Origin of the sequence: Streptosporangium sp. NPDC049644 (genome assembly GCF_040675205.1) — a bacterium.
Classification (GTDB): Bacteria; Actinomycetota; Actinomycetes; order Streptosporangiales; family Streptosporangiaceae; genus Streptosporangium; species Streptosporangium fukuiense.
This window is the reverse complement of record NZ_JBFAOJ010000028.1, coordinates 1-17808: the sequence shown is the minus strand read 5'-3', so window position 1 is coordinate 17808 and position 17808 is coordinate 1. Positions and strand designations below refer to the sequence as shown.

Below are 17808 nucleotides of genomic sequence, written 5' to 3'. Positions count from 1 at the left end.
GCGTCCCGCCGCCGGGAGGCGTCAGAAGCCGAAACCAAGGTGCCCTGCCGCCTTTCCCCGGTAGCGTCCGATCTTCAGACAGGCGCCGAACCGCGGATGGACCCATAGTGAAGAAGCTGATCGTCCGGCTCTGGAGGCTCGTCAACGGCTCGCTCCAGTGGCGCATCCTCTGGCTCCGGCACGCCAAGTTCACGGTCGGTGTGACCGGAGTGGTACGCGACGCGGAAGGCAACGTGCTCCTGCTGAAGCACCGCTTCTGGCCGGAGGGCAGGCAGTGGGGGCTGCCGACCGGCTGTGCGAACAGCTCGGAGACCTTCGAGGACACGGTCTGCCGCGAGGTGCGGGAGGAGACCGGGCTGCAGGTCCGCGTCGGAGAGCTCGTCCGGCTGAAGAGCGGCTACAAGCTGCGCCTGGAGGTGGCGTACGAGGCCGAGTTCGTCGGTGGCACGCTCGAGATCGACGACTTCGAGATCCTGGAGGCGAGATGGTTCGCGCCGGACGAGCTGCCGGAGGAGATGCAGGAGTCGCACCGCCTTCTCATCCACCGCGGGCGTCTCTAGCCTCCGTGCCGTGGACGACACCGACCACGATGGACTCGCGTCGGGACGGGTGTCCCCGGCTCTCAGCTGGCCGTCTCCTCGGCGATCGAGTCGACCCGGTCGGGATAGAAGGCGACATGGTCCTTGATACCGGCGACGGCCGGGTGCGGCGACTCGTAGAACCAGACCGCGTCCACCGACCGCTTCCCGTCCACCGTGACGGTGTAGTAGCCCGCGTCGCCCTTGTACGGGCAGTAGGTGGCGGTGCCGGTCCGTTCCAGCAGCGAGCGGTCGACGTCGGCGATCGGGATGTACTGAACCGGCGGGTACGACGCCTCCCGCAGCGTCAACGCCCGCCGCGAGTCGGCGATCACCCGGCCGCCCAGCGAGACGACGATCCGGGCCGGGTTCGCCTCGATCGTGATCGGATGATCGGGGCCGGGCTGCAGGATGGGCTTGTCGGTCATGGCGGGACCCCCTTTTTTTCCAAAGATAGTCTGCTGGTGCCTTGGACCCGCACCGCCGCCGTCGACTGGCGGGATCCGGCGCGACCGGGCCGGCTCCGGCCGGTGTCCGGCCTTCCTTCATACGGGAAGTCGCGGGCGTCTCACCGGCCGGTGGGAACGGCGATCTCACGGCGAAAGCCGCGACGGTCCAACTCCAGGGAGGAGTGCCGGGCATCCATCGGACACATATGATCCGACAGCCGGATGACCGGGGCGAGTGCGAGGACGCGACGTGAGCTTTGAGCTTGGAGCCTGGCTTGGGCCCGAACCGATCACCGCGGACGAGGCGCTTCGCAGGTATCTCGTCTGGAGCCGGAGCGACGCCGCGCCCGGTGAGCCGCGCCCGGAGACGGCGGCCTTCTACGAGGAGCTGACCTCGCTCTTCCCGGACCTGACCGCCGAGAACTACGCGGTCTCGCCGTGGTCCGCACCGCTGGTCGTGGGGGAGGAGTTCGTGCTGATGGACGCGGTCTTCCCACGCTCAGGAGAGGTGTGCCGCGTGGTGCTGGAGCTGGCCCGGCGGCATCCCCTGGTGCTGTTCGAACCGTAGGCCCGGCGCGATCGACTCCCGGGAGGCGGGCGACGGGTGACCGGGGCGCCCCCTCCGCCCAGAGCGCGTCCGCCTCCGGGGGGAGACGGTGTCCGCTCAGCGGTTGATCTTCTGCTCGCCGGGGCTCCAACGGCCCGTTACTGTCCGGGCCGCTGCCTAGTGTCCCCTCATGGCGAAGGCGCCGCACGTTTGCGTCCGGGCGATCCGGACCGGTTCTCGGGAGATGCCGTCATGACCGTGTGGGAAGAAGTCCGCGACCTCATCGGCACCGGTGATGCCTTCAAGGTCGCGGCCAGGGTCGCCGACCTCGACGACGCCGGGCGGAGGGAGGTGGCCCTGGAACTGCCGGGTCACATCCAGGAGGCCCGCGAGGAGGTGGCACGGCGGCTGCGTGAGCGCGGGAAGGAGTACGACCGGATCAGGCTGGCCCGGGGGGAGGCGTACAAGCGGTTCGCCCGCGAACGCGGGGTCTCCGAGCGTGAGATCCACCGGCGGTGGGCAGAGACCCTCGGCTGGGGCGGCGACATGGAGGGCACCTGGGAGGGGCCCAAGAACAATCGGGAGTACTACAGAGCGTTCCCGTCCACGTTCGACGCCGATGCCTGGATCGACCCGATGCGGGTCGCGGGGGCGGGCACGCTCCCCGGTGCGGCGGCCGTGGTCGCCTGGCTCAACCGGCGCGACTTCGAACGCCGCCATCGCTCCGCCGACCTCGTCGAGCCGGTGCTCCAGGCGGTCGCCACCCGCCCTGCCGAGTGGCAGGCCGATCTCGCCGTACGGCTCGCGCTCCGGGTGCGTGTCCGGCGCGGAGGCTGGGAGGGCGATCCCCGCGACCGGAACCTGCCGCTCACCCTGGCACTGCTGGGCCGCACCGGCGCCACGCCGCCCGAGCACGACCCGCTCGTGGTCGCCTGGGCCGGCACACCGCCGACCGCGGAGCGGCTGCGCGAGGACCCGCTGCTCGACGTGCTGCTGCCCAGGCTCTTCCAGGCGCAGGGGGTGGGCCGCGCGCTGCGCGAGGAGCGGGCCGACCCGCTCGCCGCCGAATCGTGGCTGGGCGCGCTGCACACCCTGGCCGCCGAGGGAAGGGTGAGCCGGGAGGCGTTGCTGGAAGGCTGCGTGGGCCGGTTCCTGCGCGGGGGCGGCGCGACCGACCTGCGGTTCTTCGCCCGCCTGCACGAACTGCTCGAACCGACTCCCGCCGAGGTGGCCTCCCGCGCCCGCGACTACCTGCGGCTGCTGCCGACGGCGCCGGGGCCGGTGGCCGAACTGTCGTTCAGGCACCTGCGTCACCTGGACTCCCTCTCCGGGGACGACGCGGCCGACCTCGACCCCGACGACGTGAGCGAGGCCCTGTCCGGCCTGCTGTTCCGCGCGGAGAGCGGACTGGTCAGGGCCGGGCTGGCCTGGCTGGACCGGCTCCTCCAGCGGGAGCCGGAACGGGCCGACGAACTGTCGCCGGCCCTGGCGTCGGCGCTCGGCCACGAGGCGCCCGCCGTCCAGGAGCGGGCCGTGCGCCTGCTGGTCGGGCACGCGGCGGCCTTCGGCCCGCTCGGTGCCGAGGCCGTACGGGACGCCTCCGGGCAGCTTCCCGCCGGCCTGTCCAACAGGTTGGTCGCGGTCTTCGGCGGAGATCTCCAGGAGGAACCCGAGCCCGAGCCGGAGCCGGAGGAGCCCTTCGTTCCCGCCGAGATCCCCGGACCGCCGCCCGCCACGGTGTTCCCGGTGCCGCGGACGCCCCAGCAGGTGGCCGCCCTGTTCGGGAAGAAGGACTGGGCCGAGGCCGAGGGATTCCTCGGAGGGTTCGTCCGCCTCGCCGCCGGAGATCCCACTGGGCTCCGGGACGCGCTGGCGGCACGTTCCGAGAGGCCGCCGACGCAAGGCGACTGGACGAGTCCCGAGTGCTGGGGCGCCGCGATCGTGGCGGAGTTCGTCGATCCCGGCGCGGAGCCCCTGGAGCCCGGGTCAGGGGTCGGCCTCCCCACCGACGTGCGGCCGGAGTCGCCGTCGGAGTCAACGTCGGAGTCGCTGTCGGAGTCACCGTGGACGAGGCTTCCCGGCCGGGATGAGGTCTGCGCGCCGGAGTGGCTGGTGCTGCGCCGCCACGCGGAGATCCTCGTCGCGCTCAAGGAGGGCGTCCTGCCGCCGCTGCTGCTGGCCACGCCCACCCTCTCCACCGGCCACCTCGACCCGGTGGAACTGGTCGCCAGGATCGAGGAACTGGAGCGGGCGGGTGTGGAGCCGCTTCCGGCCGATCTGGCGCAGGCGCTGCTCCGGCTGCCCAGGGGGGCCGATCCCGTCGCGGTGGCGCGGGCCGCCGCGCTGACCTCGGCGGCCGGGCGCGAGACCGCCCGCTGGCTGGCGGGGAACGGGCTGCCCGATCCGGTGGTGACCGTCCGCCGGTTCTGCTCTCCCGGCGCGAAGCCGGACTGGAGGCTCGCGGAGGATCCGGCCGGGCACTGGCTCGACGAGCGCGAGCCGAAGGAGCCTCTCCAGGCATGGCAGACCCTGGCGGTGGCCTCCATCACCCCGAGCGACTGCACGCCGACCGACATCACCCCGAGCGACTGCCCGGACGAGGAGGCGGGAAGGTCGGCCGGTGAGCAGGCGGTCCGTGCCGCGGCGTCGTTGATCGCCGGACTCCTGGTCTCGCCGCCCCGGTTCCTGGAGGAGGGACGCGGCCATCACGGCAGGTTGATCGGCTGGTGGCCGGGGGTCATGCCGTCCCACCGCGAGGTGATCGCCGCGCACATGGTCCCGCTCCGGTACCGCAGCGACTGGACCGGTGGCCTCGTCGACGGGCCGAGGCTCACCGACCTCGCGTGCGCGCGGGGACCGGTCGGGCAGGCGACCGCCCTGCTGCTGGTGGAACGGCTCGCCCCGAGCATGTCGGTGTACCGGCGCCGGGCCGTGCAGTACCTGCTGGCCACCGGTGACCTGCCCGCCGCCCGGATGGGTACGGAGTTCGGGGAGCGGATACGCCGGTCCTGGCTCTCGATCTCCAGGCTCCAGGCGATCATGGAGGACGCGGTCTGCGTGGGCACCCACCGCGAGGCGTGGGCCATGATCGCCGCCGCCCTGCCCGGTCTGCTGGCCGTCTCGGGCGGGCGGCCCCCCAAGGAACTGGTCGATTTCCTGGCCTTCGCCCGGCGGGTGGCCCGGCGGGCGAAGGCGACCGGCGAGATCCCCGAGGTCACGGCGGTCGCCCGGCGCAAGGGCTCCACCCAGGTCATCCGCGAGTGCCGTGCCCTGCGCGACCTGCTCTCCGCGCCGTGACGGCCGGCTGGCGTCGTTCCCGATCGGCGTCGGCCACGGTCAGCGGCTGACCCCGTCGGACGGGCGGAGCAGGTCGAGGTCGGCACGGCGGGGGAGGCTCTCCCAGTCGCCGTCGGCGGTCACCGCGAAGGCCCCGGCGGCGGAGGCGGTGGCGAGGCGCCGCTCGGAGGTGGCCCCGGCGAGGGTCTCGGCGATCCAGCCGGCGGCGAAGGCGTCCCCGGCGCCCACCGGGTCGAGCTCGGCGACCCGGTGAGGCTCCGCGTGCCGTACGGTGCCGTCGGAGAGCTCGATCGCGCCGAGGGCGCCGCGTTTGATGAGGACGTGGCGCGGGCCGAGGTCCGACAGGGCGCGGGCCAGGGTGAGCGGGTCGCCGCCCTCGACGATCAACCTGGCCTCGGCCTCGGTGGCGAACAGGACGTCCACGGCGGCGACGGTCTCGCGCAGCGCGGCGGACGCCTTGGCGGGTGTCCACAGGGCACGGCGGTAGTTGATGTCCATCGACACGGTCGCGCCCGCGTCGCGGGCCTCGGCGATCGCGGCCCGCACCGCCTCGGCGGCCGACGCCGACAGCGCGAGGGTGATGCCGGTGACGTGCAGCACGCGTGCCGAGCGGATCAGCGAGACGTCCAGGTCGGCGGGGCGGAGCCGGGACCCGGCGCTCGCCGAGCGGTAGTAGCGCACGTCGACCACCTCGGAGGTACGCCTGCTCTTGATCATCAGGCCTGTGGGCGCCTCGGGGTCGACCAGCATCCCCCGCACGTCGACGCCCTCGCCGGCCAGCGTCGAGCGGAGCAGTTCCCCGAACTCGTCGGCGCCCACCCTGCCGATCCAGGCCGCGCGCCCGCCGAGGCGGCAGACGCCGATGGCCACGTTGGACTCCGCGCCGCCCACGCCGAGCCCGAAGTCGCGGGCGTGCCTGAGCGGGCCGGTGCGCCGCGCGCTGAACAGCGCCATGCTCTCGCCGAGCGTTACCAGGTCGGTCATCGGAAAACGTCTCCTCGGTAGGTCGGTGGGCGGGCCGTGCCCGGCTCGACCGATCAGCGGGTGGAGGCCCGGTCGACCGGCGTGTCCCCATAGTGGTGATCAACGGCAAAATAGGCGAGTACGGTCCCCGATGGCCACTGTGCGGCACGACGTTCGCGGAGCGGAAAAGGAGAGAGACCGGCCGGGTCCGGTCTCCCGGGCTGTCGTGTGGCGCGACGTTCACAGAGTGACGTTCACAGAGTGACGTTCACAGAGTGACGTTCACAGAGTGGGGAAGGGGTGAGACCCGCCAGGCGCCGTTCCCTCCCGTACCGATAATTTTTGCCTGGACCAGGGCAGAACTGTCCCTCGGGATGGTTGACAGGCCAAAATTGGTCCGTGGTCAGGATCGGATCGGTAGGAATGAGCGATTGCGAGGGTGGGAGGCTTCCGCCAGTTCTGGGCCAGTTGTTCGCTGACGGGGCCGACGGGAGCAGCGGGGGAGAGGGCCGGAGGCTCTCGGTGGACCTGCCACCGGGTGACGTGGTGTGGCCCGACCCCGGTTACGCTCAGCTCTCCTTTCGTCGCCGTCCGGCGTTCTGGCTCAGCGAGGTGGCGGTCTCCGGCGAGTACTGGGCACGGCTGCGGGCGCAGCACGAGCACTCCGGCCTGTGGCCGGTACTGCTGGAGGACTCGGTGCAGCCCTGGTCGGCCGGTCAGATCGCCCCGGACACCGCCGTCGAGATCGACAACTACCATGCGGCCGCCTTCATGGCCGAGGTCTGGTCCGACTGGATCGCCAAGGCGCACGTCGACCAGCTCGAAATCCTCGACCCCTTCGGAGTCGAATGTCCGGGTCCGGCCCCGGCGGGAAGGCTCGCCGCCGATCCCGGCGTGGTCGCCGACTGGTACGCCGGCCTGGTGGCCGAGCGCCGGACCCCGCTCGGGCTCGTCGCGGTCGAGCGCGGGGCCGACGCCCTCGCCGTGATGGGCTGGCAGGGCGCCCTGAACCACAACGAGTGGATGGTCCCGCTCGCGGCGGTGGTGCGGAGCTGGGAGGACAGGTTCGGGGTGCGGCTGGTCGGGATGGGGTTCAACACCCTCGACCTCAGCGTCGCCGCGCCCCCGACGACCTCGGAGCACGCCCTGCACGTCGCCGCGGAGCACTGGACGTTCTGCCCGGACAGCATCATCCAGGGCGCGGGGACCCTCGTCGACTACGCCGAGCAGATCAAGGGCAGGAACGCCTGGTCGTTCTGGTGGGACTGAGTTCGCCCCCGGAGGCGCGGCTTCCGGCGACGCGCGTCTTTGGCGGTGGTCCACCTCGGAGGTGGTCCCTCCGGGCGTGAAAGGGCTTCGAGTGTGGACGACCTTCGGGCGACCGGGCTCCCCGCGGGCGCGGAAAGGCCTCGGATGCGGGGCTCGGGGGCGAAACCCGGGATCGGCAAGACGTTCTCGCTGGTAGGGCGACTGTTGGTGGGACGGGGTCTCCGGTGGGGCTTTCTTGAAGCTTGCAGGTAGATCTTCTGGGGTTTTCATGGCATTTGCTTTGCTTTGTCCGATTTCGGCAGGTAGTGTCCACGGATATCGGTTGGCGACCTGCCCTTCACAAGAGGGAGCGGCCGGCCGACGTCGAATCCCACCGGCCCCCAGGGGCCAGGGAACCGGGGAACCACTTTCCTGGGGTGAATCCGCTGCGAACGTGCGGCGGTAGGGCAACTCCACCGCCCGAACCCGTCAGCTAACCCGGTAGACGAGCTGGAGAGGAGATCCCCCTCATGGATCACCGCGTCACCACGTCGGTGCCCGCCCTGCCCGTGCCGACCACCTGAACCTCGTCCTTTCCTACGCCGCGCCTGATCGCGGCGTCTGGACCGTGCTCCGCGTGACGACCCGCTGATCTCGCCACGCCACTTTTCCGAAGAGCGCGTCCCCGCCAGTGCACCTCTTGCCGTGTGTCGCAGCTGGTTGTCCCGTTCCCTCGCGAAAGAGCCCATTCTTCATGCGTCTTCCTTTCGGCCTGCCCGAGAACGGCCTGCCCAAGAGCCTCCCGTACCAGAACCGCCTCGCCACCGCCGCCCTCGTCGGGGCCGGCCTGCTCGTCTCCGGCGGCGTCGTCTCCGCGCTGCCCGCCTCCCCCGCGGCCGCCGCCCCCGCCTCCGTCGCCTCCCCCGGAGCGGACACCGAGCCGGTCGCCAACGGGGTCGTGCTCCTCCAGGGCTCGACCAGGGCCTCCTACTTCTGGGACGACTCCTCGGGCAGGGCCGGCGACACCGGTCTGCCGGCCAGTGGCAAGCCGATGCAGAAGGGCATGATCGCCAGCCCGAGCTGGCCCCTGTTCACCGAGGGCTACGTCGTCTACAAGGGCAAGAAGGCCAAGTTCTTCGTCGGTGACCGCGGTCCCGGCGTGCCCTCCAATTCGGGCGTCATGATCGACCTCGACGCCAAGACCTTCGCCGACCTGACCGGCGGCCGGTTCAACCCCGCCACGCTCGGCGTGGACGGCAACGGCGGCATGGGCCACATCGACGTCAAGTACGTGGTCACCAAGTGGGGGGACGGCGTGGGCAAGAAGAACCACCCCGTGGCGTTCTCCACCGGTGCCTGGCGTTACCGGGACGCGAACCCGGCGAAGCCCCCGCAGACGGCCCTGGTCAAGGCCGAGCAGTCCAAGAAGTCCGTGAAGACCCAGCAGGCGATCCAGACGTTCGCCAAGCCCAAGATCATGTCCGAGCCCCTCACCGCGCCCGAGGCGATCATCGCCGCCAAGCCGCTCGCCCTGTCCGGCACCGCCGGGGCCGCCGAGCAGGGGGTCCGGGACCTGGGCGCCAACGCCCCGGTGGCGGCCGAGACCTCGACCGGTCCCTCCACGGCCGCCTCCCTGGCCCTGGCGGGAGTGCTCGCCGCGGGCGGCGGCACCTACCTGGTCGCCGGCCGTCTCCGCCGCAGGGCGGTCGCCGAGGAGAGCTGAGGCCCGGCGCGATCTCCGGCCCACCCCGCACCGACGCGGTCGATGAGCTCACCGCCGGGGTGACGTCCGGGCGGTGAGCTCCTGTCGAGGCCCGTGCCCTTCCGGAAGGGCACGGGCCTCGACAGGATCAGATCTCGAGTTTCTCCTCGATGCCGCGCAGGATGTGCCGCGCGAGCGCGAGGTTGGCCCGGTTCCGGTCGAGGGCCATGTAGATGAACAGGCCTTTGCCGCTCCGGCCGGAGAGCGGGCGGATCACGTGGTACTGCGTGCCGAGCGTGATGAGGATGTCCTCGATGCCGTCCTTGAGGCCGAGCGACTCCATGGTCCGCATCTTGGCCTTGACGACCTCGGTGTTGCCCGCAGCCGCCACCTGGAGGTCGAGATCCTTGGAGCCGCCGAGCGCGCCCAGCGCCATCCCGCTGTTGTAGTCGACGATGACCGCGCCGATGGCACCGTCGATCGCCATCATCTCCTTGAGAGAGATGTCCATGTTGCCCATTTCTGTCTCCGATCACTGGGTTATCGAGATACGCGAGGTGATGGCGGCCAACCTGGCCGCCGTCTTGCGGCCCTCCAGCCGGAGCAGCCCGAGATTGGTCCCTGGGCGTGCCAGGACTGTGAGGACGATCTTGGGTCCGGCGGCGTAGCAGGCCGTGTAGCCGTTGGTGCCGGAGATCAGCGTCTCCTCGAAGGTGCCCTTGCCGGCCATGTCGGTCATCCGGCGGCTGAGGGCCAGGAGCGCGGAGGAGAGCGCGCCGGTCTGCTCGGCGGCGATGTCACGGCCCAGATCGCTGGCCAGGGTCAGGCCGTCGACGCTGCACACGACGCTCCCGTCCACGTCCGGGATGCGCTCTCGCAGCAGCGCCATCTCCTGGCGTATCTCCTCACGCAGTTCCACCGGCACCCTCCTTCCGATCAGCTTCAGCGTCCGCAGCCTTATCGGCGGCATCGAACCAGGCTCAAGTCAGTGCCTCCAATGCGTTCCTGAGCCGGATGAGCAGGTTGACGTCGGTCGGGTCCCCGGTGGCTCCGGGGAGCGACGCGGGCGTCGCGAGGGAGCCCGTTCCGGCCGCCGGGATCTCCGAGGCACCCCTCGTCCGTCTCGGCAGCGGGTCCTGCGCGGCGGGTGCGGCGGCCGCGTCGGGTTCCGGGACGCGCAGCAGCCCACGGGAGGCGAGCTGCCGTACGGCGAGCAGCACCGAGTACGCCGGGCGGCCCAGCCTGCGTGCCAGGTCGGCCGGGGTCGCCGTGGAGTCGGCGCCGACCAGCACCTCCCACTGCAGCGAGCTCAACACCACCCGCTGGGCGGCGATGCGCCTTCGCGGGATGACCGGGAGCGTGTCCAGCTCCGCGGACGGCCAGGTCTGTTCCAACTGAGCCTTCCTCCGCTTGCACTCCCGGAGCAGGCCGGCCGCGTCGAAGTACCACTGCGGTCCGAGCCAGTGCCGCTCTCCCCGCCGGAACCTGGGCCGGTGCCCGGTCGACTCCAGCAGGAAGTAGCTGGCGTCGAGCACCGTGCTCAGCACGCAGAACTCCAGCTCGCCCCTGGTGAGCAGCCCCTGGGCGAGGAGCCGGTCGCCTCCGAGGATCTGCGGGGCGGCGACCGGCGGCTCGCCGCCCCGCAGATCCTCGGTCGCGGCCTGCCTGGCCTGTCGTACGGCGTGGGCGGAGATCCCGCGGCAGGCCGCCAGCAGGTCCTCCAGCCGGGGGGCCGCCGCGCTCTCGGCGTAGGTCACGCGGCCGTCGGTGAGATAGATGGCGCCCGCCTTGCCGAGGCGGAGCGAGCCGGTGGCGCGATCACTGGCGAGCCCGCTGAGGATGATCTCGACGCTCGGCACGGCTTCACGTCGATATCAGGCGGCCGGAAAGGGCCTGGAGGCGGTGGCGGGCCAGTGCCAGGTTCGATCGTTCAAGGTCGAGCCTGACATAAATCACCAGGGGGCCGTCGAAAAGCGTTTCCAACGGCCGTAGCAAATGGTGGCCGCCGTCCGTGGTTATGATCATGTCGTCGATCCGGACCGCGCCGCCCGGTGCGGTGACGGCGAGTCCGTCCAGCGTCGCGCGCAGGGTCTCGCTCAGTCCCGCGGCCGATCGCTCCACGTCACCGTGGCGGCTCGCGCCACCGGTCGCCACGACCGTCCCGCTGGTCTGATCGATGAGGATCGCGTCCAGGGCGCCGGGGATGGCCATTACCTCAGTGAGGCAGTCTTCGATTCCGAGCACGTGCTCTCCCTTGCCGGCGACTTCAGGCGTCGCCCGGTCAGCGTAGGGAAAGCTCTCGGGATTCGTCCTTTCCAGCCAGGGTCTTGATAGGAAAAAGCGTAGGATTCACCAACCGAGTAGGAAGATATACACCCCGGGTGGAAATCAACTCGTTGGCTGGTCGGTGATAATCGCCTTTTCGTCCGGCTTGAAAACAAGAATGTTCTTCACATAGGAATTCACCGCGGTGGGCAGGCCGACGTCGTTCCCGGCCTCCTCCGACATGAACCAGCGGTGGTCGAGCACCTCGTGGAAGAACTGGGCGGGCTCCAGCTTGCCGCGCAGATCCTGCGGGACGGCCTCCACCGTGGGCTGGAAGACCTCGGCCAGCCAGCGGTGGGCCACGATCGCCTCGTCCTCGTGGCGCAGGCCGTACGACACCCGAAAGGAGTCGAGGTCGTTGAGGAGCCGCCTGGCCTGGTTCTCCTCCACGTCCAGGCCGGTGAGCCGGAGCAGCCTGCGCTGGTGGTGCCCGGCGTCCACCACCTTGGGGCGGACGATCAGCCGCCCGGTGCCCGCCTTGCGGCGGACCATCATCTCGGCGACGTCGAAGCCCAGCGAGTTCAGCCGGCGGATCCGCTGGTCGATCATGTGCCAGTCGACCTCGTCGATGATGTCGTCGGAGGTGAGCTCGCCCCAGAGGCGGTGGTAGCGCTCGCAGATGGAGTCGGCGACCTGCTCGGGGTCGATGGAGGAGTGCAGCAGGCCGCCCGCCTCCAGGTCGAGCATCTCGCCGAAGATGTTGGTGTGCGCCACCTCGATGTCGTACAGCCGCTGGCCCTCACTGATCATGGGATGCAGCTCGCCGGTCTCGGCGTCGACGAGGTAGGCGGCGAAGGAGCCCGCGTCCCGGCGGAACAGGATGTTCGACAGCGAGCAGTCGCCCCAGTAGAAACCGCTGAGGTGCAGCCGTACCAGCAGCACGGCCAGGGCGTCGAGCAGCCGGTTGAGCGTCTCGGGGCGTACCGTTCCGGACATGACCGCCCGGTAGGGCAGGGAGAACTGCAGGTGCTGGGTGATGAGCGCCGAGTCGAGCGGCTCACCGGCGGCGTCGGTCCGTCCGGTGACCACGGCCACCGGCTCGACCGACGGGGTGTCCATCCGGCTCAGGTCCCACAGCAGGCGGTACTCGCGCTTGGCGTAGTACTCGCTGATCTCCTTGATCGCGTAGACCCTGCCCGCCAGGCGGGTGAAGCGCACCACGTGCCGGGAGATGCCGCGGGGCAGGGAGACCAGGCGATGCTCGGGCCAGTCCTCCAGCGGGACGTCCCAGGGCAGGCGGATGAGGTCCGGATCGCTCGGGGCGCCGGTGAGCTGGAGAGGCATCGGGTCAGTCCTCGCGAAGGGGGGGCGTACGGGGCGGGGGTCGCGTCGCGCTGGGTCCTCGCGACGAGGGCGTACGGGCAGAGGGCGGTCGTGTCGCGGTCAGTGCTCGCGGCGGGGGAACGTGGGCGGCTCGAAGGCGCGCCGGACCACCGCGGCGAGCTGTTCCTCGGTGAGCACGCGTGGCTCACCGATCGCCTTGGCCCGCACGTAGACCTCGCAGAGCCACTCCAGCAGCCTGGTCGCCTCGAAGGCCCCGTCCAGGTCGTCGCCGATCGTGACCCCGCCGTGGTTGGCCAGCAGCGCCGCGCGCCGGTCCGTCAGCGCGGCCCGGACGGAGGCGGCGAGCTCGGGCGTGCCGTAGGTGGCGTACTCGGCGACGCGGACGGTCCCGCCGAGCAGCAGGGTGTTGTAGTGGATGGGCGGCAGCTCGCTCATGGTCGTGGCGACCACGGTGCCGAAGACGGAGTGGGTGTGCACGATCGCGCCCGCATCGGTGGTCGTATAGACCGCCAGGTGCATGGGGGTCTCCGAGGACGGCCGCAGGTCGCCCTCGACGAGACGGCCCTCGACGTCGACGATCGGGCAGGACTCGGGTTCCAGCCGGTCGAGCGAGACGCCGCTGGGCGTCACGGCGACGAGTTCGCCCGCGCGCACGCTGAGATTTCCCGCGGTTCCGACGACCAGTCCGGTCGTGGCGGCCCGGCGGCCGTACTCACACAGCAGGCGGCGCTGCTCGGCCAGCAACATGCCGTCAAAAGTAGGGGCTTGCGGTACCGGGCGGCAAACCCTCATTATCTGGTCTAGACCGGTTTTCGTCCCTGGGCTGCCGGTGAGCACGGTTCCTTTATCTCCCTGGCGGTGTCGGCGTCAATGGTTCCAGGGAAATATCGAGCACTGTGTACCGTTCTGTCATTCAATTGCACCTCCTTGGCGTTTGGTAGCTAGCGGATAGGTCGCGAGGACATCACGGCTCGGTCTAGACCGGCCGGGAAGTCTTGACGCTGGACTCCGCGGATACGTACCTTCGGGCAAACGTTTAGGAAACTTTCCTAATTGATCCCCCGTTCAGGAGGGTTGCATGTCAAACTCGGCCGGTACGCCCGGAGACATCACCCGGCGGCAGCTGCTCCGCCGGATCGGCATGAGCGCTCTGATCGTCGGCCCGGGCGCCGGGCTGCTCAGCGCCTGCGCCACCGGTGGCGCGGCTCCGGCGGCCAGCACCTCCGCGGCCCCCTCCGCGGGTGGCGCGATCTCCGCGGCGAACCCGTTCGGCGTCGCCGCCGACGCCCCGCTTGAGGTCGTCATCTTCAAGGGCGGCCTCGGTGACAGTTACGCCACCGAGGTGCACGAGCCGCTGTACAAGAAGGCGTTCGCCCAGGCGCAGGTCAAGCACGTCGCCACCCAGCAGATCGCACAGACCCTGCAGCCGCGGTTCGCCGGCGGCGACGTCCCCGACGTGATCGCCAACTCCGGCACCGACCTGATGGACAACGGCGCCCTGCAGCAGGAGGGCCAGCTCCTCGAACTCACCGAGCTGTGGGAGGCCCCCTCCATCGACGACCCGAGCAAGAAGGTCCGCGACCTGGTCGCGCCGGGCACCGTGGAGTCGGGCCTCATCAACGGCAAGCCGTACCTGATGAACTACGTCTTCTCCGCGTACGGCCTCTGGTACGACTCCGCGCTGTTCGAGAAGAACGGCTGGACCCCGCCGAAGACCTTCGAGGAGTTCAAGGCCTTCGCCGAGAAGGCCAAGGCCGCCGGGATCACCCCGTTCGCGTACGCGGGCAAGAACGCCGCCTACTACGCGTACTGGATGATCCTCATCTCCGCCGCGAAGATCGAGGGCAACCAGATCCTGCTCGACGTCGACAACCTCGTCGACGGAGTCTGGCAGCGCGACGCCATGAAGCAGTCCGCCGCCGCCTGGGCCGAGATCGCCAAGTACATGGACAAGTCCTTCGAGGGCCTGATCCACACCGAGGTGCAGCTCCGCCAGAACCAGGGCAAGGTCGCCCTCTACCCCTCCGGTTCCTGGCTGGAGAACGAGCAGAAGGAGCAGACCCCCGAAGGCTTCAAGTACGCGCTGTCGCCCACCCCCAGCGTCACCGCGGCCGACAAGATGCCGTTCGAGGCCATCCGCGCCGCCGCCGGCGAGGCGTACATCGTCCCGGCCAAGGCCAAGAACCCCAAGGGCGGCCTTGAGTACCTGCGCATCATGCTCTCCAAGGAGGGCGCGAGGGGCTTCACCGAGAAGTCGGGCAACATCACCGTGGTGACCGGCGCCGCCGACGGCCTGGAGCTGTCGCCGGGCAACGCCAGCCTCAGCGCCGCGCAGACCGCCGCAGGCCAGAACATCGTCACCTTCAGCAGCTTCGAGAACTGGTACAAGGAGTTCGAGACCGAGCTGCGCAAGCAGACCAACGCGCTGATGTTCGGCCGCATCTCCGCCGACGAGTTCTGCGAGAAGATGCAGAAGGCCGCCGACAAGACCAAGGCCGACTCGTCCATCACCAAGCAGAACCGGACGGTGTAGCCCCCGATGCGGCACGGCAGGTATCCGTTCATCGTCGGCTTTCTCGCCGCGCCGGTGCTCCTCTACGTGGTCTTCGTGGTCAGCCCGTACATCCAGGCTTTCTACATCGCGGTGACCAACTGGAAGGGCATCTCGGCGAACCCTCAGTTCATCGGCCTGGAGAACTTCAGCAGGCTCCTCGACGACGAGGTCTTCTGGGCTGCGGTGCGTCACCACGGTGTTCTGCTGCTTGTCATGCCGCTGGTCACCATCGCGATCGCGCTGTTCTTCTCCTTCCTGCTCAACCTGAGCGGGGGGCAGCGGGGCGGTCGGATGACCGGGATCTGGGGCTCGAAGGTCTACCGGGTGATCTTCTTCATGCCCCAGGTCCTGGCGGTCGCCATCGTCGGCGTGCTCTTCCAGGCGATCTATCGCCCGGACGGGACCGGCGTGATCAACGGCCTGCTCGGCAAGGTCGGCATCGAGCCGGTCGGCTGGCTCATCGATCCCGACATCGCCCTGCTGGCCATCATCGGCGTGATGGTCTGGCAGGCCGTCGGCTTCTACGTGGTGCTGTTCTCGGCGGGCATGTCCTCCATCCCCAAGGACGTGTTCGAGGCCGCCGCCCTCGACGGCGCGGGCAGGTTCACCCTGTTCTTCAGGATCACGATCCCGCTGCTCTGGGACACCATGCAGGTCGCCTGGGTCTATCTCGGCATCGCCGCCTTCGACGCCTTCGCCCTGGTGCAGGTCCTCTCGGTCGACCGTGGCGGGCCCGACAACGCCACCACGGTGCTCCCGATGGAGATCTGGCGCACGGCGTTCAACTTCTCCAAGTTCGGCTACGCGTCGGCGATGGGCGTGGCGCTGTTCTTCATGACCATCACGTTCGCCGCCCTCACCCTGCGCGTGACCCGGCGCGAGAGGATCGAGTTCTGATGGCCACGGACACGGCTCGCAAGCCCGCCGCCTCCCGCCCCGCCGCCCCCGCGCGTGCCAGGCGAACCAGGAGCTCGCTGGGCCCCTTCGGGGTGCTCTCCCACCTCGCGCTGCTGGTCTGGGCGATCCTGATCGTCGGTCCGATCCTCTGGACCTTCCTGGCCTCCTTCAAGACCAACGCCGAGATCTTCGGGGACGCCATCACGCTGCCCTCCTCCTTCGGCTGGGAGGCCTGGGGCCGGGCATGGGCGAAGGCGCACATCGGGCAGTACATGCTGAACACCGTCTTCGTGGTGGCGTGCAGCACGGCCGGCACCATGCTGCTCGGCTCGATGGCCGCGTACGTGCTGGCGCGCTACAGCTTCCCCGGCAACCGGGCGATCTACTTCCTGTTCGTGTCGGGGATGACGTTCCCGGTCTTCCTCGCGCTGGTCCCGCTCTTCTTCGTGGTGAAGAACCTGGGCCTGATCGACACCCATCTCGGCGTGATCCTGGTCTACATCGCCTACTCGCTGCCGTTCACCGTCTTCTTCCTGTCGGCGTTCTTCAAGACACTGCCCACCTCGGTGGCCGAGGCGGCGATGATGGACGGCTGCTCGCACACCCGGACGTTCTTCCAGATCATGGTGCCGATGGCCAGGCCGGGGCTGATCAGCATCACGATCTTCAACATCCTGGGCCAGTGGAACCAGTACCTTCTGCCGATCGTGCTGCTGTCGGGCAACGTCGAGGACAAGTGGCTGATCACCCAGGGCGTCGCCAACATCTCCACCAGTGCCGGTTACGAGGCCGACTGGCCCGGCCTGTTCGCCGCGCTGAGCATGGCCATCATCCCGGTCATGATCGTCTACATCATCTTCCAGCGCCAGATCCAGTCGGGTCTCACCTCTGGCGCGGTCAAGTGACCGGATCCGGTCAAACTACCGGCGTCGGCGAGTAATCCCGGGGCCGAGGTCGGGAGTCGTTCATATTCGGAACGACTCCTGTCCCCTCTCCACGGAGAAACCCGACCCATGGCCCACCCCGACCAGGACTTCCCCTTCCCCTTCTTCGGAGCGGGGGAGGCGAGCTATTACATGTGGGCCGAGGTGCACGTCCGCTTCGCCCGGCAGCCCACGGCCTCCCAGCGCGCGGTCATCGTCGACACCGTCCCGGCACCCCTGCGCGGGGCGCTCGACTGGTGCGAGGGGCGCCAGCTCATGGTGGCCAGCGGCCTGTTCCTGCACGGCACGGTGGCCCGCTCCTACCCCGCCCTCGGCGGCGAGTCCGACCGGATCGGCGAGGACGGCTGGCTGTACGCCGCACCTTCCCGGATAGCCGCGCTCAACGCCGACATCGAGAGATGGCTGCTCCGCATTCACCGGGAGTGCCCGATCCTGGCCGCCTACCGCGCCGAGGATCCCGACAGCGGTGGCACCCGGCTGTCCGGCTGGCACGACTGGAGCCTGTCCCGGCTGCCCGATCTGCTGTCCGAGTTGGAGCCCCTCCTGGAGGGGGCCAGCCACGCCACCGCCATGGCCCAGGGCATCATGGCCATGGCCCGGCGCGCCGGAAGCCTGCCCAGGCTTGGTGTCCTCGCCGGGGACGTGGTCTCCTGGGGGGATGAACCTGCTTGACGACTCCGCGGTGGACGACCGGCTCACCGGCCTGCCCGAATGGCGGCGCGAGGGAGACGAGATCCGCCGGAAGATCACCGCTGCCGACTTCCCGACCGCGATCCGCATCGTGGACGAGATCGCGGTCGAGGCCGAGAAGCTAAACCACCACCCCGACATCGACATCCGCTGGCGCACCCTCCATCTCGCGCTCAGCACGCACGACGCCGGCGGGCTGACCGAGATGGACTTCACTCTGGCCGCCCGCATCGACGAGATAGCCGCCGCCAACGCCTGAACACCCCCGCGAGGGTCGAATTCCGGTCGTGGGGGGGGGGGGGGGGGGCCGGGGGCGCCGCCGACGCCCGC

At 70.0% G+C, this 17808-nt stretch carries 18 protein-coding genes and 1 riboswitch; of the genes, 10 read left to right on the top strand and 8 right to left on the bottom strand.

Annotated features, from left to right (window positions below):
• The first annotated feature begins 107 nt into the window (after nt 1-107).
• Nucleotides 108-560, top strand: coding sequence for an NUDIX domain-containing protein (locus tag AB0J58_RS18055; RefSeq protein WP_364216789.1), 453 nt, complete (start codon nt 108-110; stop codon nt 558-560).
• A 62-nt stretch (nt 561-622) separates the two neighbouring features.
• Here AB0J58_RS18055 and AB0J58_RS18050 read toward each other — a convergent pair whose 3' ends face one another.
• The gene (locus tag AB0J58_RS18050) at nt 623-1006 is read right to left on the bottom strand and encodes a DUF427 domain-containing protein (RefSeq protein WP_364216786.1); all 384 of its coding nucleotides are present in this window, start codon (nt 1004-1006) and stop codon (nt 623-625) included.
• A 271-nt stretch (nt 1007-1277) separates the two neighbouring features.
• Between AB0J58_RS18050 and AB0J58_RS18045 the strand changes: the two genes are divergently transcribed.
• Together AB0J58_RS18045 and AB0J58_RS18040 are read left to right on the top strand one after the other, a co-directional pair.
• Nucleotides 1278-1595, top strand: coding sequence for a hypothetical protein (locus tag AB0J58_RS18045; protein WP_364216783.1), 318 nt, complete (start codon nt 1278-1280; stop codon nt 1593-1595).
• A 231-nt stretch (nt 1596-1826) separates the two neighbouring features.
• Nucleotides 1827-4871: a DUF6493 family protein gene (locus AB0J58_RS18040; protein ID WP_364216780.1), complete on the top strand. Its 3045-nt coding sequence runs from the start codon at nt 1827-1829 to the stop codon at nt 4869-4871.
• A 39-nt stretch (nt 4872-4910) separates the two neighbouring features.
• Here the strand turns inward: AB0J58_RS18040 and AB0J58_RS18035 are convergent, their stop codons facing one another.
• A complete protein-coding gene (locus tag AB0J58_RS18035; protein ID WP_364216777.1) occupies nt 4911-5855 on the bottom strand; it encodes a sugar kinase in 945 nt (314 codons plus the stop codon).
• A 501-nt stretch (nt 5856-6356) separates the two neighbouring features.
• Between AB0J58_RS18035 and AB0J58_RS18030 the strand changes: the two genes are divergently transcribed.
• Both AB0J58_RS18030 and AB0J58_RS18025 read left to right on the top strand, forming a co-directional pair.
• On the top strand, nt 6357-7103 hold the full coding sequence (locus AB0J58_RS18030; protein ID WP_343969671.1) for a DUF4253 domain-containing protein: 747 nt from the start codon (nt 6357-6359) through the stop codon (nt 7101-7103).
• 351 nt (nt 7104-7454) lie between these two features.
• Nucleotides 7455-7605, top strand: a riboswitch (cyclic di-AMP (ydaO/yuaA leader).
• 231 nt (nt 7606-7836) lie between these two features.
• A complete protein-coding gene (locus tag AB0J58_RS18025; protein ID WP_364216774.1) occupies nt 7837-8805 on the top strand; it encodes a hypothetical protein in 969 nt (322 codons plus the stop codon).
• Between the two features lie 127 nt (nt 8806-8932).
• Here the strand turns inward: AB0J58_RS18025 and AB0J58_RS18020 are convergent, their stop codons facing one another.
• The 6 genes from AB0J58_RS18020 to AB0J58_RS17995 all read right to left on the bottom strand — a co-directional run bounded on the left by AB0J58_RS18020 (nt 8933) and on the right by AB0J58_RS17995 (nt 13140).
• Entirely contained in the window at nt 8933-9304 is a 372-nt protein-coding gene (locus AB0J58_RS18020) for a hypothetical protein (protein ID WP_030911906.1), read from the bottom strand.
• Nucleotides 9305-9316: 12 nt separating this feature from the next.
• Nucleotides 9317-9703, bottom strand: a complete 387-nt coding sequence (locus tag AB0J58_RS18015) for a roadblock/LC7 domain-containing protein (protein ID WP_343969680.1) — start codon at nt 9701-9703, stop codon at nt 9317-9319.
• Nucleotides 9704-9764: 61 nt separating this feature from the next.
• Nucleotides 9765-10643: a hypothetical protein gene (locus AB0J58_RS18010; RefSeq protein WP_343969683.1), complete on the bottom strand. Its 879-nt coding sequence runs from the start codon at nt 10641-10643 to the stop codon at nt 9765-9767.
• 4 nt (nt 10644-10647) lie between these two features.
• A complete protein-coding gene (locus tag AB0J58_RS18005) occupies nt 10648-11028 on the bottom strand; it encodes a roadblock/LC7 domain-containing protein (protein WP_343969686.1) in 381 nt (126 codons plus the stop codon).
• A 144-nt stretch (nt 11029-11172) separates the two neighbouring features.
• Nucleotides 11173-12393: a DUF4032 domain-containing protein gene (locus AB0J58_RS18000; RefSeq protein ID WP_364216771.1), complete on the bottom strand. Its 1221-nt coding sequence runs from the start codon at nt 12391-12393 to the stop codon at nt 11173-11175.
• 99 nt (nt 12394-12492) lie between these two features.
• Nucleotides 12493-13140, bottom strand: coding sequence for a class II aldolase/adducin family protein (locus AB0J58_RS17995; protein ID WP_364216768.1), 648 nt, complete (start codon nt 13138-13140; stop codon nt 12493-12495).
• 331 nt (nt 13141-13471) lie between these two features.
• Here AB0J58_RS17995 and ngcE point away from each other — a divergent pair, with 331 nt between their 5' ends.
• From ngcE to AB0J58_RS17970, 5 genes are all read left to right on the top strand, one after another.
• Nucleotides 13472-14926 carry an N-acetylglucosamine/diacetylchitobiose ABC transporter substrate-binding protein gene (ngcE, locus tag AB0J58_RS17990; RefSeq protein ID WP_364216765.1) on the top strand — a complete coding sequence of 485 codons (1455 nt, stop codon included), beginning with the start codon at nt 13472-13474 and terminating at the stop codon, nt 14924-14926.
• A gap of 6 nt (nt 14927-14932) precedes the next feature.
• Nucleotides 14933-15844, top strand: a complete 912-nt coding sequence (locus tag AB0J58_RS17985) for a sugar ABC transporter permease (RefSeq protein ID WP_364216763.1) — start codon at nt 14933-14935, stop codon at nt 15842-15844.
• A complete protein-coding gene (locus tag AB0J58_RS17980) occupies nt 15844-16749 on the top strand; it encodes a carbohydrate ABC transporter permease (protein ID WP_364216761.1) in 906 nt (301 codons plus the stop codon). The genes AB0J58_RS17985 and AB0J58_RS17980 overlap by 1 nt, the downstream gene beginning before the upstream one ends.
• Nucleotides 16750-16857: 108 nt before the next feature.
• Nucleotides 16858-17460 carry a hypothetical protein gene (locus AB0J58_RS17975; protein WP_364216759.1) on the top strand — a complete coding sequence of 201 codons (603 nt, stop codon included), beginning with the start codon at nt 16858-16860 and terminating at the stop codon, nt 17458-17460.
• Nucleotides 17447-17737: a 4a-hydroxytetrahydrobiopterin dehydratase gene (locus AB0J58_RS17970; protein ID WP_364216756.1), complete on the top strand. Its 291-nt coding sequence runs from the start codon at nt 17447-17449 to the stop codon at nt 17735-17737. Before AB0J58_RS17975 ends, AB0J58_RS17970 begins: the two co-directional genes overlap by 14 nt.
• The last annotated feature ends 71 nt before the right edge of the window (nt 17738-17808 follow it).

What these genes read in the sequence shown, in the direction of transcription:
- AB0J58_RS18050 (WP_364216786.1), bottom strand. Translation starts at nt 1,006, where the DNA reads ATGACCGACAAGCCCATCCTGCAGCCCGGCCCCGATCATCCGATCACG.
- AB0J58_RS18040 (WP_364216780.1), top strand. Translation starts at nt 1,827, where the DNA reads ATGACCGTGTGGGAAGAAGTCCGCGACCTCATCGGCACCGGTGATGCC.
- AB0J58_RS18035 (WP_364216777.1), bottom strand. Translation starts at nt 5,855, where the DNA reads ATGACCGACCTGGTAACGCTCGGCGAGAGCATGGCGCTGTTCAGCGCG.
- AB0J58_RS18025 (WP_364216774.1), top strand. Translation starts at nt 7,837, where the DNA reads ATGCGTCTTCCTTTCGGCCTGCCCGAGAACGGCCTGCCCAAGAGCCTC.
- AB0J58_RS18020 (WP_030911906.1), bottom strand. Translation starts at nt 9,304, where the DNA reads ATGGGCAACATGGACATCTCTCTCAAGGAGATGATGGCGATCGACGGT.
- AB0J58_RS18000 (WP_364216771.1), bottom strand. Translation starts at nt 12,393, where the DNA reads ATGCCTCTCCAGCTCACCGGCGCCCCGAGCGATCCGGACCTCATCCGC.
- AB0J58_RS17995 (WP_364216768.1), bottom strand. Translation starts at nt 13,140, where the DNA reads ATGTTGCTGGCCGAGCAGCGCCGCCTGCTGTGTGAGTACGGCCGCCGG.
- ngcE (WP_364216765.1), top strand. Translation starts at nt 13,472, where the DNA reads ATGTCAAACTCGGCCGGTACGCCCGGAGACATCACCCGGCGGCAGCTG.
- AB0J58_RS17985 (WP_364216763.1), top strand. Translation starts at nt 14,933, where the DNA reads ATGCGGCACGGCAGGTATCCGTTCATCGTCGGCTTTCTCGCCGCGCCG.
- AB0J58_RS17980 (WP_364216761.1), top strand. Translation starts at nt 15,844, where the DNA reads ATGGCCACGGACACGGCTCGCAAGCCCGCCGCCTCCCGCCCCGCCGCC.
- AB0J58_RS17975 (WP_364216759.1), top strand. Translation starts at nt 16,858, where the DNA reads ATGGCCCACCCCGACCAGGACTTCCCCTTCCCCTTCTTCGGAGCGGGG.
- AB0J58_RS17970 (WP_364216756.1), top strand. Translation starts at nt 17,447, where the DNA reads ATGAACCTGCTTGACGACTCCGCGGTGGACGACCGGCTCACCGGCCTG.